General features: G+C 74.5%; 20 protein-coding genes, 1 tRNA gene and 4 pseudogenes. 8 read left to right on the top strand and 17 right to left on the bottom strand.

Annotated features, from left to right (window positions below):
- Positions 1 to 26: 26 nt before the first annotated feature.
- The 3 genes from QQK45_RS14355 to rpmE all read right to left on the bottom strand — a co-directional run bounded on the left by QQK45_RS14355 (position 27) and on the right by rpmE (position 2,433).
- The gene (locus QQK45_RS14355; protein WP_348525240.1) at positions 27 to 974 is read right to left on the bottom strand and encodes a N5-glutamine methyltransferase family protein; all 948 of its coding nucleotides are present in this window, start codon (positions 972 to 974) and stop codon (positions 27 to 29) included.
- A complete protein-coding gene (gene prfA / locus QQK45_RS14350; RefSeq protein WP_284293888.1) occupies positions 967 to 2,091 on the bottom strand; it encodes a peptide chain release factor 1 in 1,125 nt (374 codons plus the stop codon). The genes QQK45_RS14355 and prfA overlap by 8 nt, the downstream gene beginning before the upstream one ends.
- A gap of 123 nt (positions 2,092 to 2,214) precedes the next feature.
- Positions 2,215 to 2,433: a 50S ribosomal protein L31 gene (rpmE, locus tag QQK45_RS14345; protein WP_284293887.1), complete on the bottom strand. Its 219-nt coding sequence runs from the start codon at positions 2,431 to 2,433 to the stop codon at positions 2,215 to 2,217.
- 274 nt (positions 2,434 to 2,707) lie between these two features.
- On the opposite strand from rpmE, the gene QQK45_RS14340 reads away from it, so the two are divergent.
- On the top strand, positions 2,708 to 3,973 hold the full coding sequence (locus QQK45_RS14340) for a glycosyltransferase family 4 protein (protein WP_284293886.1): 1,266 nt from the start codon (positions 2,708 to 2,710) through the stop codon (positions 3,971 to 3,973).
- A gap of 132 nt (positions 3,974 to 4,105) precedes the next feature.
- Here the strand turns inward: QQK45_RS14340 and rho are convergent, their stop codons facing one another.
- The 6 genes and pseudogenes from rho to QQK45_RS23325 all read right to left on the bottom strand — a co-directional run.
- Positions 4,106 to 6,076: a transcription termination factor Rho gene (gene rho / locus QQK45_RS14335; RefSeq protein WP_284293885.1), complete on the bottom strand. Its 1,971-nt coding sequence runs from the start codon at positions 6,074 to 6,076 to the stop codon at positions 4,106 to 4,108.
- A 174-nt stretch (positions 6,077 to 6,250) separates the two neighbouring features.
- Positions 6,251 to 7,324, bottom strand: a complete 1,074-nt coding sequence (gene thrB, locus QQK45_RS14330; protein ID WP_284293884.1) for a homoserine kinase — start codon at positions 7,322 to 7,324, stop codon at positions 6,251 to 6,253.
- A gap of 24 nt (positions 7,325 to 7,348) precedes the next feature.
- Positions 7,349 to 8,448, bottom strand: a pseudogene (gene thrC, locus QQK45_RS14325) (threonine synthase).
- Complete coding sequence (locus QQK45_RS14320; RefSeq protein WP_284293883.1) at positions 8,448 to 9,779, bottom strand: homoserine dehydrogenase; 1,332 nt, start codon at positions 9,777 to 9,779, stop codon at positions 8,448 to 8,450. The pseudogene thrC and the gene QQK45_RS14320 overlap by 1 nt, the downstream one beginning before the upstream one ends.
- Positions 9,780 to 9,839: 60 nt before the next feature.
- Positions 9,840 to 10,019 (bottom strand): alpha/beta hydrolase family protein, encoded by a 180-nt coding sequence (locus QQK45_RS22395; protein WP_348525239.1) that lies wholly within the window; start codon positions 10,017 to 10,019, stop codon positions 9,840 to 9,842.
- A gap of 83 nt (positions 10,020 to 10,102) precedes the next feature.
- Positions 10,103 to 10,497: pseudogene (locus tag QQK45_RS23325) on the bottom strand (alpha/beta hydrolase fold domain-containing protein); the annotation flags it as partial.
- Here QQK45_RS23325 and QQK45_RS14310 point away from each other — a divergent pair.
- Complete coding sequence (locus QQK45_RS14310; protein ID WP_284295151.1) at positions 10,496 to 10,642, top strand: hypothetical protein; 147 nt, start codon at positions 10,496 to 10,498, stop codon at positions 10,640 to 10,642. The pseudogene QQK45_RS23325 and the gene QQK45_RS14310 overlap by 2 nt on opposite strands.
- 190 nt (positions 10,643 to 10,832) lie before the next feature.
- Here the strand turns inward: QQK45_RS14310 and lysA are convergent.
- Both lysA and argS read right to left on the bottom strand, forming a co-directional pair.
- Positions 10,833 to 12,148: pseudogene (gene lysA, locus QQK45_RS14305) on the bottom strand (diaminopimelate decarboxylase).
- A gap of 59 nt (positions 12,149 to 12,207) precedes the next feature.
- Complete coding sequence (gene argS, locus QQK45_RS14300; RefSeq protein ID WP_284293882.1) at positions 12,208 to 13,884, bottom strand: arginine--tRNA ligase; 1,677 nt, start codon at positions 13,882 to 13,884, stop codon at positions 12,208 to 12,210.
- A gap of 129 nt (positions 13,885 to 14,013) precedes the next feature.
- Here argS and QQK45_RS14295 point away from each other — a divergent pair.
- Positions 14,014 to 14,086, top strand: a tRNA-Arg gene (locus QQK45_RS14295).
- Between the two features lie 101 nt (positions 14,087 to 14,187).
- A pseudogene (locus tag QQK45_RS23320) lies at positions 14,188 to 14,601 on the top strand (GNAT family N-acetyltransferase); the annotation flags it as partial.
- Between the two features lie 84 nt (positions 14,602 to 14,685).
- Here QQK45_RS23320 and QQK45_RS14290 read toward each other — a convergent pair.
- Positions 14,686 to 15,165 (bottom strand): GNAT family N-acetyltransferase, encoded by a 480-nt coding sequence (locus QQK45_RS14290; protein WP_284293881.1) that lies wholly within the window; start codon positions 15,163 to 15,165, stop codon positions 14,686 to 14,688.
- Positions 15,166 to 15,289: 124 nt separating this feature from the next.
- Between QQK45_RS14290 and QQK45_RS14285 the strand changes: the two genes are divergently transcribed.
- Positions 15,290 to 15,682: a DUF1304 domain-containing protein gene (locus QQK45_RS14285; RefSeq protein ID WP_284293880.1), complete on the top strand. Its 393-nt coding sequence runs from the start codon at positions 15,290 to 15,292 to the stop codon at positions 15,680 to 15,682.
- 171 nt (positions 15,683 to 15,853) lie between these two features.
- On the top strand, positions 15,854 to 16,459 hold the full coding sequence (locus tag QQK45_RS14280) for a DUF899 family protein (protein WP_284293879.1): 606 nt from the start codon (positions 15,854 to 15,856) through the stop codon (positions 16,457 to 16,459).
- A gap of 54 nt (positions 16,460 to 16,513) precedes the next feature.
- On the opposite strand, the gene QQK45_RS14275 is transcribed toward QQK45_RS14280, so the two are convergent.
- From QQK45_RS14275 to QQK45_RS14270, 3 genes are read right to left on the bottom strand one after another with little or no spacing between them, the layout of a single operon-like run.
- On the bottom strand, positions 16,514 to 17,062 hold the full coding sequence (locus QQK45_RS14275) for a response regulator (protein WP_431310344.1): 549 nt from the start codon (positions 17,060 to 17,062) through the stop codon (positions 16,514 to 16,516).
- Positions 17,063 to 17,071: 9 nt separating this feature from the next.
- Positions 17,072 to 17,215: a response regulator transcription factor gene (locus QQK45_RS23315; RefSeq protein ID WP_431310282.1), complete on the bottom strand. Its 144-nt coding sequence runs from the start codon at positions 17,213 to 17,215 to the stop codon at positions 17,072 to 17,074.
- Positions 17,212 to 18,000, bottom strand: coding sequence for a sensor histidine kinase (locus tag QQK45_RS14270; protein WP_284293878.1), 789 nt, complete (start codon positions 17,998 to 18,000; stop codon positions 17,212 to 17,214). The genes QQK45_RS23315 and QQK45_RS14270 overlap by 4 nt, the downstream gene beginning before the upstream one ends.
- Positions 18,001 to 18,216: 216 nt before the next feature.
- Here QQK45_RS14270 and QQK45_RS14265 point away from each other — a divergent pair, with 216 nt between their 5' ends.
- Positions 18,217 to 19,731 carry an MFS transporter gene (locus QQK45_RS14265; RefSeq protein WP_284293877.1) on the top strand — a complete coding sequence of 505 codons (1,515 nt, stop codon included), beginning with the start codon at positions 18,217 to 18,219 and terminating at the stop codon, positions 19,729 to 19,731.
- A gap of 80 nt (positions 19,732 to 19,811) precedes the next feature.
- Here QQK45_RS14265 and QQK45_RS14260 read toward each other — a convergent pair whose 3' ends face one another.
- Positions 19,812 to 20,321 carry a mycothiol transferase gene (locus QQK45_RS14260; RefSeq protein WP_284293875.1) on the bottom strand — a complete coding sequence of 170 codons (510 nt, stop codon included), beginning with the start codon at positions 20,319 to 20,321 and terminating at the stop codon, positions 19,812 to 19,814.
- Positions 20,322 to 20,423: 102 nt separating this feature from the next.
- Between QQK45_RS14260 and QQK45_RS14255 the strand changes: the two genes are divergently transcribed.
- A complete protein-coding gene (locus QQK45_RS14255) occupies positions 20,424 to 21,068 on the top strand; it encodes a CYTH domain-containing protein (RefSeq protein WP_284293874.1) in 645 nt (214 codons plus the stop codon).
- Between the two features lie 42 nt (positions 21,069 to 21,110).
- Here QQK45_RS14255 and QQK45_RS14250 read toward each other — a convergent pair whose 3' ends face one another.
- Positions 21,111 to 22,502, bottom strand: coding sequence for a D-alanyl-D-alanine carboxypeptidase family protein (locus QQK45_RS14250; protein WP_284293873.1), 1,392 nt, complete (start codon positions 22,500 to 22,502; stop codon positions 21,111 to 21,113).
- Between the last annotated feature and the right edge of the window lie 198 nt (positions 22,503 to 22,700).

The raw sequence follows: 22,700 nt of genomic DNA, 5'->3' as shown, positions 1-22,700 counted from the left end.
TGCCACGACGGCCCGCGCGCGGCCCGTCAGGTCGTCGACCGTCCGCACGTCGGTGAAGCCACCCGTGCCCGTGACCGCCGCGCGCACGGCGGCGGCCTGCACCTCGGCGTGCTCCATGACGAACAGGCCCCCCGGCACGAGCAGCCGGGTCGCCGCCCGCACGACGGCGCGCGGGACCTCGAGCCCGTCCGTCCCGCCCCCGTACAGGGCCAGGTCGGGGTCGTGGTCGCGGACCTCCGGGTCGCGCGGGACCGCGTCGGGGGGATGTACGGCGGGTTCGAGACCACGACGTCGACCGTGCCGTCGAGCTCCGCCAGGAGCGTGTCGTCCCGCACGTCGCCGACGAGCGTGCGCTGGGTCCCCGAGCCCACCGCCGCCGCGTTCGCCGCCGTCGCCCGGACCGCGGCCTCCGACGCGTCGGCCGCGACGACCCGCGCCCCCGGCACCTCCACATCCACGCTGATCCCGATCACGCCCGACCCGCAGCACAGGTCCACCACGAGCGGCCCGGGTGCGTCCGTGCCGGCGCGGCCCGCCGCGAGGCGCGCAGCCTCGTCGACCGCGACCTGCGCCACGACCTCGGTCTCGGGCCGCGGCACGAACACGTCGTCGAGCACCCGCACCGTGACGTGCCGGAACACGGTCGACCCCACGATCCGCTGCAACGGCTCGCGCGCCCGACGACGCTCCACGACCTCGGCGAGCTCCGCGAGGAACGCGGGCGCCGCCGCGTCGCCGACGACCGGTCCCGCCGCGGGCAGGCGCACCCACTCCAGGCGCGGCAGCCCCAGCGACCAGGCGACGAGCGCCTCCGCGTCGACGCGCGGCGACGGCACCCCGGCGTCCTCGAGGAGGTCCGCCACGCGGGCGACCAGCCCCCGCAGCCCGCGCGCGGAGAGGTCGACCGCGGCCGCACCCGCGACCGCGGCTGCGTCGTCGGGCACGGGAACGGCGGCGCCGCCGGTCTCAGGCACGCCCGTCCCCGCCGCCCGCGGCCGCGAGGCGCGCGGCCTCGTCCGCGTCGATCGCCGACCGGACCACCGGGTCCAGGTCGCCGTCGAGCACGTGGTCCAGGTTGTAAGCCTTGTAGCCCGTGCGGTGGTCCGCGATCCGGTTCTCCGGGAAGTTGTACGTCCGGATCCGCTCCGAGCGGTCCACGGTGCGCACCTGCGAGCGCCGGATGTCCGCCGCTGCGGCGGCCGCCTCCTCCTGCTGGGCTGCGAGGAGCCGGGCGCGGAGCACGCGCATCGCCTGCTCACGGTTCTGCAGCTGCGACTTCTCGTTCTGCATCGAGACCACGAGGCCCGTCGGCAGGTGCGTGATCCGCACCGCCGAGTCCGTCGTGTTCACGGACTGGCCGCCCGGGCCCGACGACCGGAACACGTCGATCCGCAGGTCGTTCGGGTCGATCTCGACCTCGCCCGGGTCGTCGACCTCCGGGAACACCAGCACCCCCGCCGCCGACGTGTGGATCCGCCCCTGCGACTCCGTCACCGGCACCCGCTGGACCCGGTGCACGCCGCCCTCGTACTTCAGGCTCGCCCACACGCCGTCCGCCGGGTCCGACGGGACACCCTTCGACTTCACCGCGACCTGGACGTCCTTGTAGCCGCCCAGGTCCGACGGCGTCGCCTCCAGGACCTCCGTCTTCCAGCCGCGTCGCTCCGCGAACCGCAGGTACATGCGCAGGAGGTCGCCGGCGAACAGGGCCGACTCCTCGCCGCCCTCCCCCGCCTTGACCTCGAGGATCACGTCGCGCGCGTCGTCCGGGTCACGCGGCACCAGCACGCGCCGCAGCCGCTCCGACGCCGCCTCCTCCGCCTCGCGTAGGCCCGGCAGCTCCGCCGCGAAGTCGTCGGCTCCCTCGTCCCCCAGCTCGACGAGCTCGGCCGCCGCAGCCGCGTCGTCCGCCGCCGCACGCCATGCCCGGTACGCGCCCACCACCTGGTTCAGCTCCGCGTACCGGCGCCCCAGCCGGCGCGCCCGCGACGCGTCCGCGTGCACCGACGGGTCCGCGAGCTGACGCTCGATCTCCGCGTGCTCCACCAGCAGCGGCTCCACGGCCTCGAACGGGCCGGTCGCGTCAGTCACAGGGAAGCTCCTCGCTCGAGGGGGTGTCGCAGGATCCGGACAAAGCAACAGCGCCGGTGGTGCGGCCGTCCGACTGTCCCTGGAGAGATTGTCGGACGCCGCACCACCGGCGCTGCGAAGACGCTACTTGCCGGCGTCGCGCTTGCCGTAGCGAGCCTGGAACCGGGCCACGCGGCCACCGGTGTCGAGGATCTTCTGCTTGCCCGTGTAGAACGGGTGGCACGCGCTGCACACGTCGGCGTGGATCTCGCCGGTCTCCGACGTGCTGCGGGTCGTGAACGTGTTGCCGCAGGTGCAGGTCACCTGGGTCACGACGTACTCGGGGTGGATGTCAGCCTTCACGGTTCTCCTTGGTCGTCTTCCCCCGGGTCGGAGCACGAGGTGTCGCGCGACCGTGAACCGGAGGCCAGCCAACGGGCCATTCTGCCAGATCGTCGGTCGTGGTCCCAAACCCGCACGGTTCAGTCCGGGGCGGGAGGGCGGGGATGTGCGCCGTGTCGCCTTCGCCTGCTCGTCGAGCAAGCGGGTTTCACCTCGAGCAAGCAGAAGGCGTCCGCTTGGTCGGCGCGAGAGGCGCTTGCTCGGCGTCGGGCGCCGCGTTCGTAGGATGGGAGCGATGAGCACCACGCCCCGCACCCGCCCCCACGACGACGCCCGCCTCCCCCGGACCGAGGGCGTTCCCGACGACGGCGGGGCGGCCGCGGACGGCACTCCGCCGCTGACCGTCGGGCTGCTGATCGACGACTCGCTCGACCGGCCCGACGGCGTGCAGCAGTACGTGCTGACGCTCGGCGCGTGGCTGGCCGCGCGAGGGCACACCGTGCACTACCTGACGGCGTCGAGCGAGCGCACGGACCTCGAGAACCTGCACGTGGTGGGGCGGACCGTGAACGTGCGGTTCAACGGGAACCGGCTGGGCACGCCGCGCCCCGTGCCGCGGGCCGAGGCACGCGAGCTCGTGGAGCGCCTCGGGCTGGACGTCCTGCACGTGCAGATGCCTTACAGCCCCTTCCTCGCCGGGCGCGTGATCGCCGCGGTGACCCAGCAGGACGGGCACCGGGCCGCCGTCGTCGGGACGTTCCACATCTACCCGCAGTCCCGGCTCGTGTCCGCGGGCACGCGGGTGCTCGGGGTTCTCGAGCGCAGGCGGCTCGCCCGGTTCGACGCCGTCCTCGCGGTCTCGGAGGCCGCGCAGGAGTTCGCGCACGACGCGTTCGGCCTTGATCCGCGTGTCGTCGGGAACCCGGTCGACACGGCGCGGTTCGTGCCAGCGCCCGACCGTCCCCTGGTCCCTCATCGCCCCGAGGGCGCCGTCCCGCACGTCGCGTTCCTCGGTCGGCTGGTCGACCGGAAGGGCCCGCGCGAGCTCGTGGACGCGCTCGTGCGCCTCCACGCCGGCGTCCCCGGCCTCCCGTGGCGCGCCACGATCGCGGGCCGCGGCCCGCTGCTCGACGAGCTTCGCACCGCCACCGAACGCGGGGGGATCGGCGACCGGGTCACGTTCCCCGGATTCCTCGCCGAGGAGGACAAGGCCGCGTTCCTCCAGGACGCCGACGTCGTCGCGCTGCCGTCGACGGGCGGTGAGAGCTTCGGCATCTCCGTCGTCGAGGCGCTCGCGGCGTCGCGCGGCGTCGTCCTCGCCGGCGACAACCCCGGCTACCGAACCGTCATGCGCGGCCTCGAGGACCAGCTCGTCGACCCGCGCGACACCGCCATCTTCGCCGGGACGCTCGCGACCTGGCTCGCCGACCTCGACGACGACGTCACGCGCGAGCAGACCGTCGCTCGCCAGCGCAGCGCGGCGGCCCGGTTCGACGTCGACGTGATCGGAGCCCGGGTCGAGGAGACCTATCGGGCCGCGCTCACCGCCGTCGTCCGCTGACCCGAGCACCCCGGCTCCCACCCGCCCCCTCCCGCGTGCGGGCGCGGCGGAAGTGCCGGCCCACGAACGGCGGGAAGACGAGAACGGCCGCCCCGGTCGGAACCGGAGCGGCCGTCGTCGTGCGCGGGGACGTCAGATGGTGCGTCCGGCGTTCTCGTCGCCGAGCGCGCCCGGCGTCGTCTTCTGCACCTGGAGCAGGAACTCCACGTTGGACTTGGTGTCCTTGAGCTTGCCCAGCAGGAGCTCGATGGCCTGCTGCTGGTCGAGCGCACCGAGCACGCGGCGCAGCTTGTAGACGATCTGCAGCTCGTCGCGCGGCATGAGGATCTCCTCGCGCCGGGTGCCCGAGCCGTTGACGTCGACGGCCGGGAAGATCCGCTTGTCCGCGAGCGAGCGGGAGAGCCGGAGCTCCATGTTCCCGGTGCCCTTGAACTCCTCGAAGATGATCTCGTCCATCTTCGAGCCGGTCTCGACGAGCGCCGAGCCGAGGATCGTCAGCGAGCCGCCGTTCTCGATGTTGCGCGCCGCGCCGAAGAACTTCTTGGGCGGGTACAGCGCCGCGGCGTCCACACCACCCGACAGGATGCGGCCCGACGCCGGCGCGGCCAGGTTGTAGGCGCGCGACAGACGGGTGATCGAGTCGAGCAGCACGACGACGTCCTGGCCGAGCTCCACGAGGCGCTTGGCGCGCTCGATGGCGAGCTCCGCGACGATCGTGTGGTCGGACGCGGGGCGGTCGAAGGTCGAGGCGATGACCTCGCCCTTGACCGTCCGCTCCATGTCCGTGACCTCTTCGGGCCGCTCGTCGACCAGCACGACCATGAGGTGGACCTCAGGATTGTTGGTCGTGATCGCGTTCGCGATCTGCTGCATGATGATCGTCTTGCCGGCCTTGGGCGGCGCGACGATGAGGCCGCGCTGGCCCTTGCCGATCGGAGCGACGATGTCGATGACGCGCGGCGTGAGGCGCGTGTTCTCGGGGTTCTCGAGGCGCAGGCGCTCCTGCGGGTACAGCGGCGTCAGCTTGGAGAACTCGGCGCGCTGACGCGCCTCCTCCGGCGTCTGGCCGTTGACGGTGTCGAGACGGACCAGGGCGTTGAACTTCTGGCGGTTGGTGCCGCCCGCCTGCTGCTCGCCGTCGCGGGGCTGGCGGACCGCGCCGGTGACGGCGTCACCACGGCGCAGGCCGGACTTCTTGACCTGGCCGAGCGAGACGTAGACGTCGTTCGGGCCGGGCAGGTAGCCGCTCGTGCGCACGAACGCGTAGTTGTCGAGGATGTCGAGCACACCGGCGACGGGCAGCAGCACGTCGTCCTCGGCGAGCTCGACGTCGTCGAGGCTCGCGAGGTCCGCCGGGGCGCCGCCGCGGCCCGTGCGGCCCCGCTTGTTGCGGTCGCGGTTGCGCTCGCGCGCCCGACGACGACGGCCGGGCCGCTCGTCGTCCTGGACGTTGCCGCCCCCGCCGCCCTGGCCGGCGTTGCCGCCCTGCTGGCGCTTCTCGCCGCCCTGGCCGGAGCCCTGACGGTCGCGCTGCCGCTGCGAGCCGTCGCCGTCGCGGCGCTCGGCCTGGCCCGTGCTCGCGTCGTCGCGGCGCTCGGCGCCGTCCCGCTTCACGGGCAGGGTGTCCAGCAGGTCGCTGGTGTCGACGTTGCGGGGCGGCGCGCCCGCGTCGCGGCCGGAGCGGCGCGAACGACGCTCGCCGGTCACGCCGGCCGCGGCCGCAGCAGCGCGCGCCGCACGCTCGTCGGTGTTCTCGCCGTCGGCGAGGCGTGCCTCGACCGGACGGCTCGCGGTCTCGGTCAGCGCGGCCGCGACGGCCACGCGCGCCTTGTCGGCGCCGGACGCCGGCGCGCTGCGACGCTCACGCGGCGCGCGCTCGGCCTCGTCGGTGGTCTGCGCGGGCTCCGCGGCACGGCGGGTACGGCGCGCGGGCGCGTCCTCGGTCCGTGCGGGAGCGCCGGAGCGCGCCGACGAGATCGCGTCGACGAGGTCGCTCTTGCGCATCTTGGAGGTGCCCTTGACGCCGAGCTCGGTCGCGAGCGCCTGCAGCTCGGGCAGGCGGAGCGCGGACAGCGAACCGGATCGGGCGGTGGTGTCAGTCACGAAGGACCCTTCCCCTTGAGTCGTGCCTGCCGCTCAGAGGGCGGGCACCGGGAGTCGGTGTGCGAGCCGCGGAGCGGGCTGCACGGGTGAATCCGAGAACCAGGCGTACGGCGACGTGTGCTGGTGCTGGATGAGGTGAATCCGAAGGCACGGTGACCGTGGACGGCCACATCACTACACGCATCTGGTGATCGCGTCGTGTGCGAGGGATCGGCGCCAGTCTAGCACCGGCGTCGTGCCGATCTTGCCATCGCCCGCGACGCGACACGCCGCGGGACACGGCCCGACGCCGGACGTCAGAGCCGCTCCACGCTTGCCCTCCGGGGCGATCGCGGGGCGTTCGACGCGCCAACGGCGCAGGTCCACCTCGGACTCGAGGGCGGCGTCCAGCTCGGACGTCGCGGGCGGCGTCGTGAGGACGAGCGCCGTCGGGCCTGCGCCGGACACGACCGCCGCGAGACCCTGCCGACGTAACGCGTCGACGAGCCGCCATGTTCCCGGCATGACGTCGGCGCGGTAGCGCTGGTGCAGGAGGTCGTGGGTCGCGTCGAAGAGCAGGTCCGGCCGGTGGGTCAGCGCCTCGACCAGGAGAGCGGCGCGCCCGGCGTTGGCGGCGGCGTCGGCGTGCGGCACGTGCGTGGGCAGGACCCCGCGGGCGTGGCTGGTGGCGAGGCGGGTCGTCGGGATCACGACCGTCGCGACGATGTCCGGGTGGACCTCGAGGCGCACCGCGCGCGCCGGCGCGGGACCGTCGTCGTCCGCCGCGGACCCCGGCCGGGCGTCGGGCGTCCACGCGACCGTGGCGCCGCCGAGGATCGCCGGCGCGGCGTTGTCGGGGTGACCCTCGAGCTCGGTCGCGAGCGCGAGGACGGTCGCGTCGTCGAGCACGGAGGGGTCGGCGACGAGCCCGCGCGCGGCCACGAGCCCGGCGACCGCGGCCGCGGCAGAGGACCCGAGCCCACGCCCGTGCGGGATCACGTTGCGGCACACGAGGTGCAGGCCCGTGACCGGCGCCCCGACGGCGTCCAGCCCGACCCGCACGGCACGCGCGACCAGGTGGCTCGCGTCGGTCGGGACCTCGCCCGCGCCCTCCCCGTCGACCTCGACGACGACGTCCTCGGACGCGAGCAGGCGCACCTCGACCTCGTCGTGGATCGCGAGCGCGAGCCCGAGCGCGTCGAACCCCGGTCCGAGGTTGGCGCTCGTCGCCGGCACCCGCACCCGGACGTGGTCGGCACCCAGCTGCATCGGCGGTCTCCCCGCGTCCGGTCGCTACTCGAGGCCGAGCGCGGTCGCGATGGACACGACGTCGGCGCCCACCCGCTGCGGCACGACCTCGCTGCCGTCGGGGGTGCGCAGGGCCCACTGGGGTCCTTGAGCCCGTGCCCGGTGACAGTGACGACGACGCGCGCACCCGCGGGCACGTGGCCCTGCGCGGCGCGGCGCAGCAGCCCCGCGACGCCCGCCGCGGACGCCGGCTCGACGAACACCCCGACCTCGGCGGACAGGACACGGTGCGCGGCGAGGATCTCGTCGTCGGACACGGCCTCGATGACGCCGCCCGAGTCGTCGCGCGCGGCCTCGGCCTGCGCCCAGGACGCCGGGTTGCCGATGCGGATCGCGGTAGCGATGGTCTCGGGCTGGTCGACCGGGTGGCCCAGCACGATGGGCGCGGCGCCCGCGGCCTGGAAGCCCCACATGGCGGGGGTGCGGGTCGCGACGGCCGGCAGCGTGCCGCCGGGCGCCTCGGGAAGCCGGCCCGCGTACTCGCGGTAGCCCTTCCAGTACGCCGTGATGTTGCCCGCGTTGCCGACGGGCAGGGCGTGGATGTCGGGCGCGTCGCCCAGCGCGTCCACGACCTCGAACGCCGCAGTCTTCTGGCCCTCGATGCGGTCCGGGTTCACGGAGTTCACCAGCTCGACCGGGTAGACCTCGGCGAGCTTGCGTGCCGCGACGAGGCAGTCGTCGAAGTTCCCGTCGACCTGCAGGAGGCGCGCGCCGTGCGCGATCGCCTGGCTCAGCTTGCCCATCGCGATCTTGCCGTCCGGCACGAGCACCGCGCAGGTCATCCCCGCGCGGGTCGCGTACGCGGCGGCCGACGCGGACGTGTTGCCCGTCGAGGCGCACACCACGGCCTTCGCGCCACGGCCCGCTGCCGCGGAGATCGCGGTCGTCATGCCGCGGTCCTTGAACGAGCCCGTCGGGTTCATGCCCTCGACCTTGACGTACACGTCCGCGCCCGTGCGCTCCGACAGCACCGGCGCGGCGACGAGCGGCGTGCCGCCCTCGCCGAGCGTGACGACGCGCTCGCGCACGTGCTCGGGCAGGCGGTCGGCGTACTCGGCGACGACGCCCCTCCACTGGTGGGCCATCAGACTCCTTCGACTCTCAGGACGGACGTGACCTCGCGCACGGGCGCGAGGTCGCGGGCGGCGCGCGTGGTCGACGCGAGCGCCGCCTCGGGCGCAACGTGGGTGGTGATGAGCAGCTCGGCCGACCCGCCGGAGCCGGCGTCCGCACGGTCGCCGTCGGGGACCTGGCGGACCGACTCGATCGACACGCCCTGCCCGGCGAACGTGCTCGCGACCTGCGCGAGCACGCCCGGGCGGTCGTCGACGACGAGCCGCACCTGGTAGCGCGTGAGCGCGGACGCGTGCGGCAGGAGCGGCAGGTCGGCGTAGGTCGACTCCTCGGGGCTCTTGCCGCCGAGCACCCGGTGCCGGGCCGCCGAGACCACGTCGCCGAGCACCGCGGAGGCCGTGGGGGCGCCGCCCGCGCCGCGGCCGTAGAACATGAGCTCGCCCGCGGCCTCCGCCTCGACGAACACCGCGTTGTACGCGCCGCGCACCCCGGCGAGCGGGTGGTCCAGCGGGACCAGGGCCGGGTGCACGCGCACGGACACGCCGTCGTCGGTGGCCTCGGCGATGGCGAGCAGCTTGACCGCGTGGCCCGTCCGCTCGGCCCACGCCACGTCCGACGCCGTCACGGACGTGATGCCCTCGCGGTAGACGTCGTCGAGGTGCACGCGCGTGTGGAACGCGAGGCTCGCGAGGATCGCCGCCTTCGACGCCGCGTCGTAGCCCTCGACGTCGGCCGTCGGGTCGGCCTCGGCGTAGCCGAGCCCCTGCGCCTCCTTGACGGCGTCGTCGAGCTCGAGCCCGTCGGTCGCCATCCGGTCGAGCACGTAGTTCGTGGTCCCGTTGACGATGCCGAGCACGCGGCGGACCTTGTCGCCCGTGAGCGACTCGCGCAGCGGCCGGACGATCGGGATCGCGCCCGCGACGGCCGCCTCGTAGTACACGTCGACGCCCGCCGAGTCGGCCGCGCGGTAGAGCGTCGGGCCGTCCTGCGCGAGCAGCGCCTTGTTCGCGGTCACGACGGATGCGCCGTGCTCGATCGCGCGCAGCAGGAGCCCACGGGCCGGCTCGAGGCCGCCCATGAGCTCGACGACGATGTCCGCGCGGGCCACCAGCTCGTCCGCGTCGGCGGTCAGGAGCGCGCGGTCGACGACCGGGTCACGGGGCGCATCGACGTTCCGGACCGCCACCCCGACGAGCTCGAGCGGCGCGCCCACCCGTGCCGCGAGGTCGTCGGCCTGCTCGGTGAGGAGCCGCACGACCTGCGTGCCGACGACGCCGCACCCCAGCACGGCGACGCGCAGCGGCGAAGGGGCGGGACGAGGCGAGGTGACGGGCGGAGGCACGCGCACAGGATACGTGGCGCCCACGCTCCGGACACCGTGCGTCCGCCTGACGGGCGGCGGTCAGCTCCAGCCCGCGGCGCCTCGGAGGAACGCGGCTCCCCGGTCCGTCGCGGCGACCGCCTCGGGCGCGTCGGCGACCGCCTGGTAGTCGTGCAGCATGCCCTCCCCGACGTCGAGCGTCGCGTCGACGCCGGCCGCGCGCGCCGCGTCCACCAGCCGCTCCGCGTCCGAGTAGAGCACCTCCTCCGACCCGACCTGCACGAGCAGCGGGGCAGTCCGTCGAGCCGCGCAAACAGCGGCGAGACGCGCGGGTCCGAGACGTCGGCGTCGCCCGCGTAACCGGCGGCGATCCGCTGCTGGAAGGCGAGCGTGAACAACGGGTCGCGGTCCTCGCGCTCGGTCATGGACGCGCCGGAGCACGTGAGGTCGACGAAGGGCGACATGAGGAGCGCGGCCGCCGGCAGGTCCTCCCCGGCGTCGCGCAGGGCGACCAGCAGCGCAGGCACCAGGTTGGCTCCCGCCGAGTCCGCGGCCACCACGACCGACGACGCGGGCACGCCGGACGCACGCAGCGCGCCCCACGCCACGTGGACGTCGCCGAGCCCGGCCGGGAAGGGATGCTCGGGACCAGGCGGTACGCGGGGAGGACCGCCCGCGCGCCCACCGCCCCGGCGAGCCGCGCGACGAGCTCGGCGTAGCTTGCGATCGATCCGAGCATGAAGCCGCCGCCGTGCACGAAGAAGAGCACGCGGTCGTCGGCCACGCCCGGCGGGACCACCCACGACGCCGGCACGCCGCCGAGCCCGGCCGGCTCGATCGTGACGTCCGACGGCGGCGCGAAGGGCCGCAGACCGGGCGCGTAGGTCGCGCGTCGCTCAGCGAGCGACGGCCCCGAACCCTCGCTCCGCCGGCCCTTGCTCGCGCGTGCTCCCGCGATGGCGCGCTCGATGACCTCGCTCGGCATGGTCGTCCTGCCTCTCCGTCGTCCTCGTGCCGCTGCGGCGGCGCCGACGCTACGCCGGGCCACCGACGACGGCGAGGCGTCCGGGGTGGTCAGCCGAGGTCGAGCGCGAGCAGGTCGTCGACCGTCTCGCGCCGCACGAGGACGCGGGTGCCGCCGTCGAGCACGGCCACCACGGGCGGCCGCGGGAGCAGGTTGTAGTTGGACGCCATCGAGCGGCCGTAGGCGCCCGTCGCGGCGACCGCGAGCAGGTCGCCCGCCCGCACGTCGCCCGGGAGCTCGACGTCGTGCACGACGATGTCGCCGCTCTCGCAGTGCTTCCCGACGACGCGCGCCAGGACGGGCGCCGCGTCGGAGACCCGGTTCGCGAGCTCCGCGTGGTACCGGGCGCCGTAGAGCGCGGGACGGATGTTGTCGCTCATGCCGCCGTCGACGGACACATAGGTGCGCACGAACGTCGCGTCGTCGGACCCGGTCACGACGACCGGCTTGACCGTGCCGACGGTGTAGAGCGTCAGGCCGGCCGGCCCGACGATCGCCCGCCCCGGCTCGATCGAGAACCGCGGCAGCGGCGTCCCGAGGCGTGCGGCGATGCCGTCGACGGCGCCCGCGACGTCCTTCGCGATGCGCTCGGGGTCGAGGGCCACCTCGCCAGGCAGGTAGGCGATGCCGTAGCCGCCGCCGAGGTCGACCTCGGCCACGAGCACGCCCGTCGCCGCGGCGAGGTCGGCGCGGAGCTGCAGGACGACGCGGGCCGCGACCTCGAAGCCGTCGGGGTCGAGGATCTGCGAGCCGATGTGCGAATGGATGCCGAGCAGGTGCAGCTCCGGGCGCGCGAGCACCGCCCGCAGGGCCGCGAACGCGGGGCTCTCGCCCCCGTCGGCCCCCGGGGCCACGGAGAGCCCGAACTTCTGGTCCTCGTGCGCCGTCGAGATGTACTCGTGGCCGCCCGCGTGCACACCCGTGGTCACGCGGACCATGACGGGCGCGGGGTCCCCGCCGCGCGCCGCGACGAGGTCCGCGAGCCGCTCGATCTCGACGAGCGAGTCGACGATGATCCGCCCGACGCCCGCGTCGAGCGCCTGCTCGAGCTCGGCGTCGGACTTGTTGTTGCCGTGCAGGCCGAGCTCGGCCCCGGCACGCCGGCGCGCAGCGTGACGGCGAGCTCGCCGCCGCTCGCGGTGTCGACGCGCAGGCCCTCCTCACGTGCCCAGCGCGCGACGGCGACCGTCAGCAGCGCCTTGCCCGCGTAGTACACGTCGACGCCGGACCCGACCGCCGCGAACGCCTGCTCGAACGCCGTCCGGTACGCCCGGGCCCGCGAGCGGAAGTCCGCCTCGTCGAGCACGTACGACGGTGTCCCCTGCTCGGCCGCGAGTTCCCGCAGGTCGACGCCGCCGACGCTCATCGCGCCGTCGGCTCCGCGGACCGTGCCGCGCGACCAGGGCTCGGGCAGCGCGCCCGCGGTCACATCCGCTCCGGCGCGCTGACGCCCAGGAGACCCAGCCCGTTGGCGAGGACCTGGCGGGTCGCGTCGTTGAGCCACAGGCGCGTGCGGTGCAGGTCGGTGACCTCCTCGTCGCCCAGCGGGGTGACGCGGGTCGCCGCGTACCAGGAGTGGTACGCGCCCGCGAGCTGCTCGAGGTAGCGGGCGACGCGGTGCGGCTCGCGCAGCTCCGCCGCCTGTGCGACGACGCGCGGGAACTCGGTCAGCACGCCGAGCAGGGCGGACTCCGTCTCGTGCGTGAGCAGGGCCGGGTCGAACGCGTCGCGCGTGACACCGTGCTCGGCCGCGTTCCGGTCGACCGCCGCAGTGCGGGCGTGCGCGTACTGCACGTAGAACACGGGGTTCTCGTTGGTCGCGCGGGCCAGCAGGTCGAGGTCGAGGTCGATGTTGGTGTCGGACGACGACCGCACCAGCGCGTAGCGTCCGGCGTCCACGCCGACCACGTCCACCAGATCCTCGAGGGTGATGATGGTGCCGGCGCGCTTCGACATGCGGACCGGCTCGCCGTCCTTGACCAGGTTGACCATCTGGCCGATGAGGATCTGCAGGTTCTTGCCGGGTGTGTCCCCGAACGCGGCGCAGACCGCCATCATGCGGCCGACGTACCCATGGTGGTCGGCGCCGAGCATGATGATGACGTCGTCGAAGCCGCGCTCACGCTTGTCGAGGTAGTAGGCGATGTCGCCTGCGATGTACGCGGCGTCCCCGTCCGACTTGATGACGACGCGGTCCTTGTCGTCGCCGAACTCCGTGGTGCGCAGCCAGGTCGCGCCGTCCTGCTCGAAGACGTGGCCGGCCTCGCGCAGCCGCGCGATGGCCCTGTCGACCGCGCCCGACTCGTGCAGCGCGTCCTCGTGGAAGTACACGTCGAAGTCGACGCCGAACTCGTGCAGCGCCTGCTTGATCTCGCCGAACATCCGCTCGACGCCGCGCGCCCGGAAGACCTCCTGGGCATCGGCGTCGGGAAGCTCGCGCGGGTCGGTGTCGCCCGCGGCGACCGCGTCCGCGATCACCGCGTTCGCGATGTCCTCGATGTACTGGCCGCCGTAGCCGTCCTCAGGTGCTGCCTGGCCACGCGCCTTTGCGAGCAGCGAGCGGGCGAAGCGGTCGATCTGCACGCCGTGGTCGTTGAAGTAGTACTCGCGCGTCACCTCCGCGCCCGAAGCCTGGAGGATCCGGGCGAGCGAGTCGCCGACGGCCGCCCAGCGCACACCGCCGATGTGGACCGGACCGGTCGGGTTCGCGGAGACGAACTCGAGGTTGATCCGGGTGCCCGCCTCGGCCTCGCCGCGACCGTAGGCCGTGCCCTCCTCGACGATCGTGCGCGCGAGCTCGCCCGCGGCGGCCGCGTCGAGCGTGATGTTGAGGAAGCCCGGGCCCGCGACGTCGACCTTCGCGACGCCGGGCGTGGCAACGAGCCGCGCCGCGAGGTCCTCCGCGAGCGCCCGCGGGGTCGTGCGGGCCTTCTTCGCGAGCTGCAGCGCGACGTTCGTGGCCCAGTCGCCGTGCTCGCGCTGCCGGGGTCGCTCGACGTGGACGGTGTCGGGCAGGGCGTCGGCAGGCAGGGCCAGCGTGCCGTCGGCCACCGCGGCGGCCAGGGCAGCGCGCAGCGCGTCGGAGAGCTCGGTGGGGGTCACGGGGGCCATCCTATCGGCGGGCTCACCGTCGCCCCGCAGTCTATTCGTGTCCGACGGCGCCGGTCGGGCTGGTAGTCTCGTGGCCGTGCCGCACCGGGCGCCCGTGAGGGCGTCGGTACCGGTCACCGCGCGCCCGTAGCTCAGTGGATAGAGCGTCTGCCTCCGGAGCAGAAGGTCGTAGGTTCGAATCCTATCGGGCGCACCCCCTCGCAGGCCCCTGACCAGCAGCGATGCCGGTCGGGGGCCTTCGTCGTGCTCCCGAGCACCCCCGCCCGCTCGCGGCCCGCGGCTACGCTCCGGAGCATGGAGGCAGCGGACCTGCTCCGACCGATGACGCACGACGACGTCCCGGAGGACGTCCTGGCCGTCCAGGAACCCGGCGCCGTGCGTGCGCTCGCCACGGTGTTCCCGCAGGACCGGTACCCGTTCCCCCGTGACGTGCTGGCTCAGCGCTGGCACGCCGAGCTCGACGACCCGGAGGTCGACTGCCTCGCCGCGCTGACGGGCGGCGCCGTCGGCGGATTCGTGGCGCTGCGCGGCGACGAGCTCCTCCACCTGGGGATCGCCGTCGAGCACCGGGGCACGGGCCTCGCGGACCGGGTGCACGACGCCGCGCTCGGCCGGGTCGCGCTCGGCGGGTTCGACCGGGTGTGCGCTCACGTCTACACCGGCAACGGGCGAGCTCGCCGCTTCTACGAACGACACGGCTGGGACGCGACGGGCGAACGGTCCCGCGGCGCTCCGCCACCGCACGCCGAGCTCCTGCGGTACGAGCGCGCGCTTCCCGGAGCCACAGCTCTCCTACGACTGCGGGACGGTCAGCCGCATGATGCAGTTCTTGGTGCCCTTCGGACGGACGTAGGCGAACCCGGCCTTCTCGAACATCGGCCGTACCCCGTTGTACAGGAACGACGCGGAGGTCTTGCCGGGTGCGTCCCGCGGGTAGGTCTCGACGACCCCGCCGCCCGCTTGCGCGATCAGGGCCAGGGCGCCGCGCAGCGCGGCGGACGCGACGCCGCGGCCGCGGTGCCGGCGGTCGACGAATAAGCACGTGAGCCGGTAGTCGGGCAGCGGGTCGCCCGACGCCGCGAGCTCCTTCGCGTGGTAGACGCCGGGCAGCTCGTCGGGCGGACCGTACTCGCACCAGCCCACGGCGTCGTCGCCCTCGAAGACGAGCGCCGCGTGCGCGCACCCGTCGAGGACCCGCTGGTGCTTGTACTGCTCGTTGCCGCCGCAGGCGCGGATCTCCGTCTCCCGCTCGACCGTCGCTCGCGCGCCCACGCTGACCCCCTGCCGTCGGACCCTGAACCAGCCGCGGTCCAGCATGCCGTTCCGCACAGGCCGCGGCAAGAGTCGGGTCCCACCCGAAGGGCTCGACGGCGCCCAGCACGCTAGCCTCGCGACCATGGACGTCGTCGGCACGGTCTTCGTCGCGCTCGCGGCGCTCCTGCACGTGTACATCTGGTGGATGGAGTCGGTCGCGTGGCGGCGGCCCGCGGTGTGGCGCCGGTTCGGCCTCGCGTCGCAGGCCGACGCCGACACGACGGCGCCGCTCGCGTACAACCAGGGCTTCTACAACCTCTTCCTCGCGGCGGGCGCCGTGGTCGGCGTCGCCCTGTACTGGACGACGTCCGAGCCGGCCGGCTTCGCGCTCGCGGTCTTCTCCGCGGGCAGCATGGTCGCCGCCGCCGCGGTGCTCCTGTCGACCGGCCGCGAGCGCCTGCGCGCCGCCGCGACGCAGGGCACCCTCCCGCTGCTCGGGGTGCTGTTCTTCCTGCTCTCGCTGCCGCTCTCGTGAACCGTCGACCATGGAGCCGATGAGTTCGAGGGTGCGGCTCGGTCGGACCGGGTGACCGCACCGTCCGACCCGACTGAGGAGCCCACATGACCGACACCCCCACGACGACCGACGTCCCGGCTCCCCGGTCGGGGCCTCGCGGCCTGGCGCGACGCCCACGACGAGCTCCTGGTGCAGGAGAAGGCCCACACGCACGCGGGCGACGCCCTCGCCGCGGCGCGCCGGCGCATGCCCATGACCGAGCTGCCCGACGTCGTCGTCGAGGGCGACGAGGGGCCCACGCCACTGCTGGACCTGTTCGGGGACCACGACCAGCTCATCCTCTACAAGCACATGTGGCACGGCGGTCAGCCGATGGAGGCGCAGTGCGAGGGCTGCACGCTGACCGTCTGGGACGCCACGTACCTGGACTCGCGGGGCATCGCGTTCGCGGTCCTGTTCGAGGGACCCTGGGCCGAGGCGCGCGAGCTGCGCGACCTCATGGGCTACCCGGTCCCCTGCTACTCGGTGCACGACGTCGACGACCCGGTCCTCGGCACCGGGTTCGGCGAGTTCCTCTTCCTCCTGCGGCACGGCGGCAAGCCGTACCTGACCTACGCGGTCACGGGCCGCGGCACCGAGGCGATGATGTCGTCGGTCCAGCTGATCGACCGGACCGTCCACGGCCGCGGCGAGCGCTGGGAGGACTCCCCGCCGGCTGGCCCCAGGACCACGGCCCGGGCTGGTGGTGGCGCAAGGACGGGCGGCCGGCGGCGCAGTGGAGCCGGCCCGGCGTGACCCCCGTCGACCCGCACGCGCACCACCACCACGGCTGACCCGCGCTCGACGGGTCTACGCCGGCGGGTCGTCCCGAGGCGTGACCAGGCGCGACTCGTACGCGAACACGACGAGCTGCGCCCGGTCGCGCGCCCCGACCTTCGCCATCGCCCGCGAGACGTGCGTCTTGGCGGTCGCGGGGCTGATCACCATGTGGGCGGCGATCTCGTCGTTGCTCAGGCCCTGCCCGACGAGGGCCACGACCTCCTGCTCCCGGTCCGTGAGCCGGTCGAGGTCGCGCCCCAGCGGCTCGACCGCGGGCCGCGCCACGTACTCGGCGATGAGCGTGCGGGTCACGGCGGGCGACAGCAGCGCGTCCCCGGCCGTGACCACCCGCAGCGCCTGGAGGACCGCCTCGGGCTCGGTTTCCTTGACGAGGAACCCGCTCGCGCCCGCCCGGAGCGCCGCGAACACGTACTCGTCGAGGCCGTAGTTGGTGAGGACGACGATCCGGACGGCCGCGAGCGCCGGGTCGCCCGCGATCCGGCGGGTGGCCTCGATGCCGTCCAGCACCGGCATCTGGACGTCCATGAGGACGACGTCCGGCCGCAGGTCGCGCGCCAGCTCGGCCGCCTACTCGCCGTCGCCCGCCTCCCCGACGACCGTGACGCCGTCCTCGGCGTCGAGCAGAGCGCGGATCCCGCTGCGGATGAGGGGCTGGTCGTCGCACAGGAGCACGCGGACGGGCGCCGCAGCGGGCGCGTCGACCCCGGTCACGCGCCCGCACCCGCGTCCGCGACGAGCGCCGCCGTCGGCAGCTCGGCGCGCACCCGGAACCCGCCCGTCGGCCCGGGCGCGACGTCCAGACGGCCGCCGAGCGCCGTCGTGCGCTCACGCATCCCGACGAGCCCCCGACCGGGCCGGACGGGGCCCGAGGTACCGGTGCCGTCGTCGTCGACCTGGACGGTCAGCGTGTCGCCCCGGTAGTCGAGCAGGACGGACACGGTGGCGGGTCCGGCGTGGCGGGCGGCGTTCGTCAGCGCCTCCTGGACGATCCGGAACGCGGCAGCGTCGACGTGCGGCGGCACGGGGCGCTCGCGTCCGGTCACGGACACGCGCGTCGGGAGGCCCGCGGCGTTCGTCCGGCTGACGAGGCCCGGCAGGTCGGCGAGCCCGTGCCCGGCCGCCTGGTCCGGGCTGCGCAGCGTCGCGAGCGTGTCCCGCAGCTCACGCATCGCCTCGCCCGCGGCCTCCTGGATCGCGACGATCGACTCGGGCACGTCCTCGCCGCGCTTGCGCGCGAGGTGGGTGGCGACGTTCGCCTGGATCGAGACGACCGAGATCGAGCGGGTCAGCGAGTCGTGCAGCTCGCGCGCGATCCGCAGCCGCTCCTCGACGGCCAGCCGCCGCGCGAACTCCTCCTGGGTGCGCTCGGCCTCCTCGGCCCGCTTCACGACCTCGTGGACGTGCATCTTCCACTGGTGGAACGCCGCCGCGAACGCCGCCGCGGACACCAGCCACCCGACGGCGTAGAACCTTCTCCAGCCCCCGTCGGTACGCACCCGGGCATCGTAGGCACCCGGCGTCCGCCACGTCGTCACCCGACGGGCGTACGTCGCGGACGGTCCCGCGGGAGTACGCGGGCCGGGCCCCTGGTGCCGGGGCGGCAGCGCGAAGTGACCACGCCGGGCCGACGCGGACCCACCCTCCCTGGGAACACGCTGAGCCCTGAGCACGTCGACCGCACCGTCCCGCACCACGACTCTCAGGGAGCGACCATGTCCGAACCGACCACCACGACGGCGGAGCCGCCGTCGCCCGGCACGACGACCGGCCCCGCGCCGGCCGAGTCGGCCGCCGGCCACCCGCGACGCTGGGCGGCGCTCGCCGTCATCGCCGTCGCGCAGCTCATGCTCCTGCTCGACACCTCGATCATGAACATCGCGCTGCCGTCCGCGGCGCGCGACCTCGGGATCTCCGACGCCGACCGCCAGTGGGCGATCACCGCGTACACGCTCGCGTTCGGCGGGCTCCTGCTGCTGGGCGGCCGCGTCGCCGACTACGTGGGCCGCAAGCGGACGCTCGTGGTCGCGCTCGTGGGCTTCGCCGCGACGTCCGCGCTGGGCGGCGCCGCGACGAGCGGCGGGATGCTCTTCGCCGCCCGGGCGCTGCAGGGCGCGTTCGGCGCGCTCCTGGCACCCGCCGCGCTGTCGCTCATCACGGTCATGTTCACGTCGTCCCGTGAGCGGGCGCGGGCGTTCAGCGTATTCGGCGCCGTGTCGGGCGCGGGCGGCGCGATCGGCCTGCTCGCGGGCGGCGCGCTCACCGAGTACCTGGACTGGCGCTGGTGCCTGTACGTCAACGCGCCGATCGCGGTCGTCGCGGCCGTGCTCGCGGTCCGCCTCGTGCCCGAGTCCCGCGCGCACGGCAGCACCCGGCTCGACGTCCCGGGCGCCGTCCTGGTCACCGGCGGGCTCGTCGCGCTCGTCTACGCGTTCACGCAGGCCGCCAAGCAGACGACGGGCGCCGACGGCCTGCCGTCGACCGTGGGCTGGGGCGACCCGACCGTCGTCACGCTCCTCGCCGTCGCCGCGGCCGCGCTGATCGGGTTCGTGGTGCTGGAGACGCGCGTGAAGAACCCGCTCCTGCCGATACGCGTGGTGCTCGACCGCAATCGCGGCGGCTCGTACCTCGTGTTCCTGCTCATCGGCGCCGGGCTGTTCGCGATGTTCCTGTTCATGACGCTGGACTTCCAGCTCGTGCTCGGCTGGACGCCGCTGCGCGCCGGGTTCGCGTTCCTCCCGTTCGCGCTCGCCGTGATCGCGTCGGCAGGCCTGGTCGCCCGGCTCCTGCCGCGCGTCGGGCCGCGACCCCTGCTCGTGACGGGGCTGGCGATGGCCAGCGCCGGGATGTTCCTGCTCACCCGCACCACGCCCGACTCGTCCTACGCGACGACCGTCCTGCCGTCCGCCCTGATCATCGGGACGGGTCTCGCGATGGTGTTCGTGCCGGCGTCGTCCACGGCGCTCCTCGGCGTGCGCGAGCACGACGCGGGGGTCGCGTCCGCGGTCCTCAACACCGCGCAGCAGGTCGGCGGGTCGCTCGGCGTGGCCCTGCTCAACACGGTCGCCATCTCCGCGGTCACCGCGAAGCTCACCGACCTCGTGGCCAGCGGCGGCGACCCCGGTCGGCGGCGGTGCAGGCGGCCGCCCAGGTGCACGGCTACCACGTCGCCTATGCGTGGGGCGGCGGGCTCTTCGCCGCAGCGCTGGTCGTGGCTCTCGTCCTCATGACCGCGCGACGCAGCTCGCTGCCCGCCGGCGAGCCCGCGCTCGCCGTGGCCTGACCGAGGACCGGCAGCGGGCGTCGCGCGCTACGACGCCCGCTGCCACAGGCCCTTGACGTACGAGGCCTGGCCGAGGTGCTGGGTCGCGTCCCCCACGACGCTCACGAGGCGGACGCCCAGCGTGACCGGCGGGTCCCACCGCTCGTCGACGACCCGGTCCAGGGCGTCGTCGGACAGCGTCGCCACGTACGCGAGGGCGCTCTGCTGCGTCGCGTCCACATAACCGCGCAGCAGCTCCGCCGACGCCCGGACCTGGCCCACCTGCTCCGGCGTCTGGCCGTAGCCCGTCGCGCCGTCGTCGAACGGGAGCCCGAAGCGGTCCGCCCAGCCCTGAGACGTCCACACCTCCTCCGCGTCCGCGACGTCGGCGACCTGCGCGTCGACGCCGCGCCCGATGTGCCACACGAGCCACGCGACCGTGTTCGCGCGCGGGTCGGGGCGCCAGGCGAGGGCGTCGTCGTCGAGCCCGTCGAGGAGGCGTGCCACGCCGTCCCCGACGCGGGAGAAGGAGTCGGTCAGGATGTCCGTCGATCGCATGCGGCCAGTCTGCGACGCCGGCCACGACTTGTCAGAACCTGGCAGCCGTATACCGCCGCGAGAGTCTGACAGCTCGGGGAACGGGCACGCTAGGGTCGGGGCGTGAGCGACTCCGGCTACGGCGACTTCGAGTTCGAGCGCCGCTTCGTCGCGCGCGGCGTCCCCCGCGAGCTCCTCGACGAGAACCCGCCCACCCTGATCGTCCAGAGCTACTACCTCGCCGACGACGGCTACGCCCTCCGGCTACGGGTCCAGTCGTCCACGGCGCGGGTCGCGCTCGACGGCCGGTCGGACGCCGTCGACGTCCTCGACGCGCACGCCGACGCGTTCGACTTCTGCGCCCTCACCGCCAAGGGGCCGATGGTCGGCGGCACCCGCTACGAGGCCGAGCGCGAGCTCGACGTGAGCGTCGGCGTGGAGATGGTGCGCCGCGGCGGCCTGCGGATCGTCAAGAACCGGCACGCGGTCTGGCTCGGTGCGGACGGTTGGGTGATCGACGTCTTCGGTGGCGCCAACCACCCGCTCGTCGTGGCCGAGTGCGAGCGCTCCGGACCGGTCGTCGACCTGCAGATCCCGTCGTTCTGCGTCACCGAGGTCACCGAGGACCACCGGTTCGCCAACGATGCGCTCGTCCACGAGCCCTTCGCACGCTGGGCGGCGACCTTCGAACGGGAGCTCGACGCGCAGGGGCCCCGCTTCCTCCAGGGCTTCGGGCGCAACCAGACACTGCCGGGCGATCAGCGCTGAGCCGTGAGCCCGCGCTGAGCCGTCACGCGTGGATCCGTCGGATCAGGTGCCCATGATCGTGGTGAGCGGCGTGTAGTCGAAGTGCCACGGCTCGTACGAGCCGCCACCGCCCGGGCGGGCCCACGCCGGGTTGTCCCACCCGTAGCTCGGGCCGTTCGCACGCAGCCACTGGTACACCTCGGCGTTGCCCGTCTCGCTCGAGCAGAAGTCGACCGCCAGGCCCAGACCGTGGTTCGAGGTCCCGGGCTTCGCCGCGAAACCCGCGCGGGTGACCGCGAGCGCGTACTGCTCCGCGATCGGCCGGTAGGCAGCCACCAGGCACATGTTCCGGCCGAAGCGCGCCTTGAAGGCCTCGTTCATGGCCGTGATCGCCACCGCTGCGGGGTTCGCGAGGTAGTAGCCCTTCTGCCACAGCTCGCAGAGCTGACTCTTCGGCAGCTGGCCGTTCTGCCCGTGCGGCAGGACGTCGGCGTCGCAGTCCCGGAGAGAGTCACGGCTCTCGCTGCGGCTCGCGGCCTTTGCGCGCACCGCACCGTCGCCCAGCGACCTGATCGTGTCGGGCAGCTTCGTCGTCCCGCCGGACGCCGAGACCGCGTCGAGGAGGCTCGGGCCCTGCGGACGCCCACCGTTGTCGGCAGCAGTGTCGCCGTTCGCGGCGCCCGTGAGCGGGACCGCGATCGTCGCGACGGCGAGCGAGGTGAGGACGGCGACCCGCGGCACCCAGCGGGGACGGTCGCCGCCCGGGCGGGCGCCGGGCTCGAGGTCGACGGCGCCACCGTCGCCCGCACCCGCGCCGCGCCGGTCGCCCGACGGCGACGGTTCGAGGAGGAGCGCCTCCAGCTCGGCCGTCTGCACGTGGGGCCGGTCGTCCTGCTCGAGCGACGGCGCGCCCTGCAGCGGGTGCTCGTGGGCGACGTCCTCGGCGTGCTCGGGGCACGTGGGGCCGACGACGGACGGCGCGGCGACCGCGGGAACGGGGACGGAGGCCGGGACGGCTCGCCCGGTGCGGGGCGCCTCGACCGCGGTGACCCGGGCGACCTGCGGGCCGTGGTGGGCGAACCCGGCCGCGGGCCAGGTGTTCGTGACGCGGGCGGGACCCCGGTTCGGGGCGAGCTCGTCGCGGGCGGGCACCTCGGCGTGCCGCGACTCCTGCTCGGCGGCCGTGAGGAGCATCTCGCGGCGCTGCCGGCGGGTCAGGTAGGGCGCGGAGTCCTCGGCGGTCCGTTCGGGTGCCACGGTCGCGACGGCACGGGGCGCCGTCGCACTCGTGCGGGCCACGGAGGTGGCGGGGCGGGTGGCCGTGACGGGGACGGCGGCGGCGCGGACCGGGGGCGACGGCGGCACGTGCACCACCGGCGCGTCCTGCGCGCGCAGCGCGGCTTCACGGCGCTCGCGGCGGGTCAGCAGCGGGGGCGACGACGTCGCGGGTTCCACGGCACCTCCGGGGTCTCGGGTCGGACGGGAACAGCAGGTACTTCGACGACTCCACACCCGCCGGGAGGGACGTCCCTCCACGGCCGGTGGCCCCCGCGCCGCGCACAGCCTACGCGATCACGGAACGATAACGGAAGCACCCGTGACGAACCGGTGGACGAGCGATGTCACCACGGTCCGGGAATCAGTGGGACACCC

The sequence above is a fragment of the Luteimicrobium album genome (genome assembly GCF_030161555.1).
Taxonomy (GTDB): Bacteria; Actinomycetota; Actinomycetes; order Actinomycetales; family Cellulomonadaceae; genus Luteimicrobium; species Luteimicrobium album.
Note: the sequence above shows the minus strand (reverse complement) of the source record. Positions and strands in the feature narration are given on the sequence as shown.

Coding starts and splice junctions, on each gene's coding strand:
- QQK45_RS14340 (WP_284293886.1), top strand. CDS start 2,708: ATGAGCACCACGCCCCGCACCCGCCCCCACGACGACGCCCGCCTCCCC.
- thrB (WP_284293884.1), bottom strand. CDS start 7,324: ATGCAGCTGGGTGCCGACCACGTCCGGGTGCGGGTGCCGGCGACGAGC.
- QQK45_RS14310 (WP_284295151.1), top strand. CDS start 10,496: ATGAAGCCGCCGCCGTGCACGAAGAAGAGCACGCGGTCGTCGGCCACG.
- QQK45_RS14285 (WP_284293880.1), top strand. CDS start 15,290: ATGGACGTCGTCGGCACGGTCTTCGTCGCGCTCGCGGCGCTCCTGCAC.
- QQK45_RS14265 (WP_284293877.1), top strand. CDS start 18,217: ATGTCCGAACCGACCACCACGACGGCGGAGCCGCCGTCGCCCGGCACG.
- QQK45_RS14260 (WP_284293875.1), bottom strand. CDS start 20,321: ATGCGATCGACGGACATCCTGACCGACTCCTTCTCCCGCGTCGGGGAC.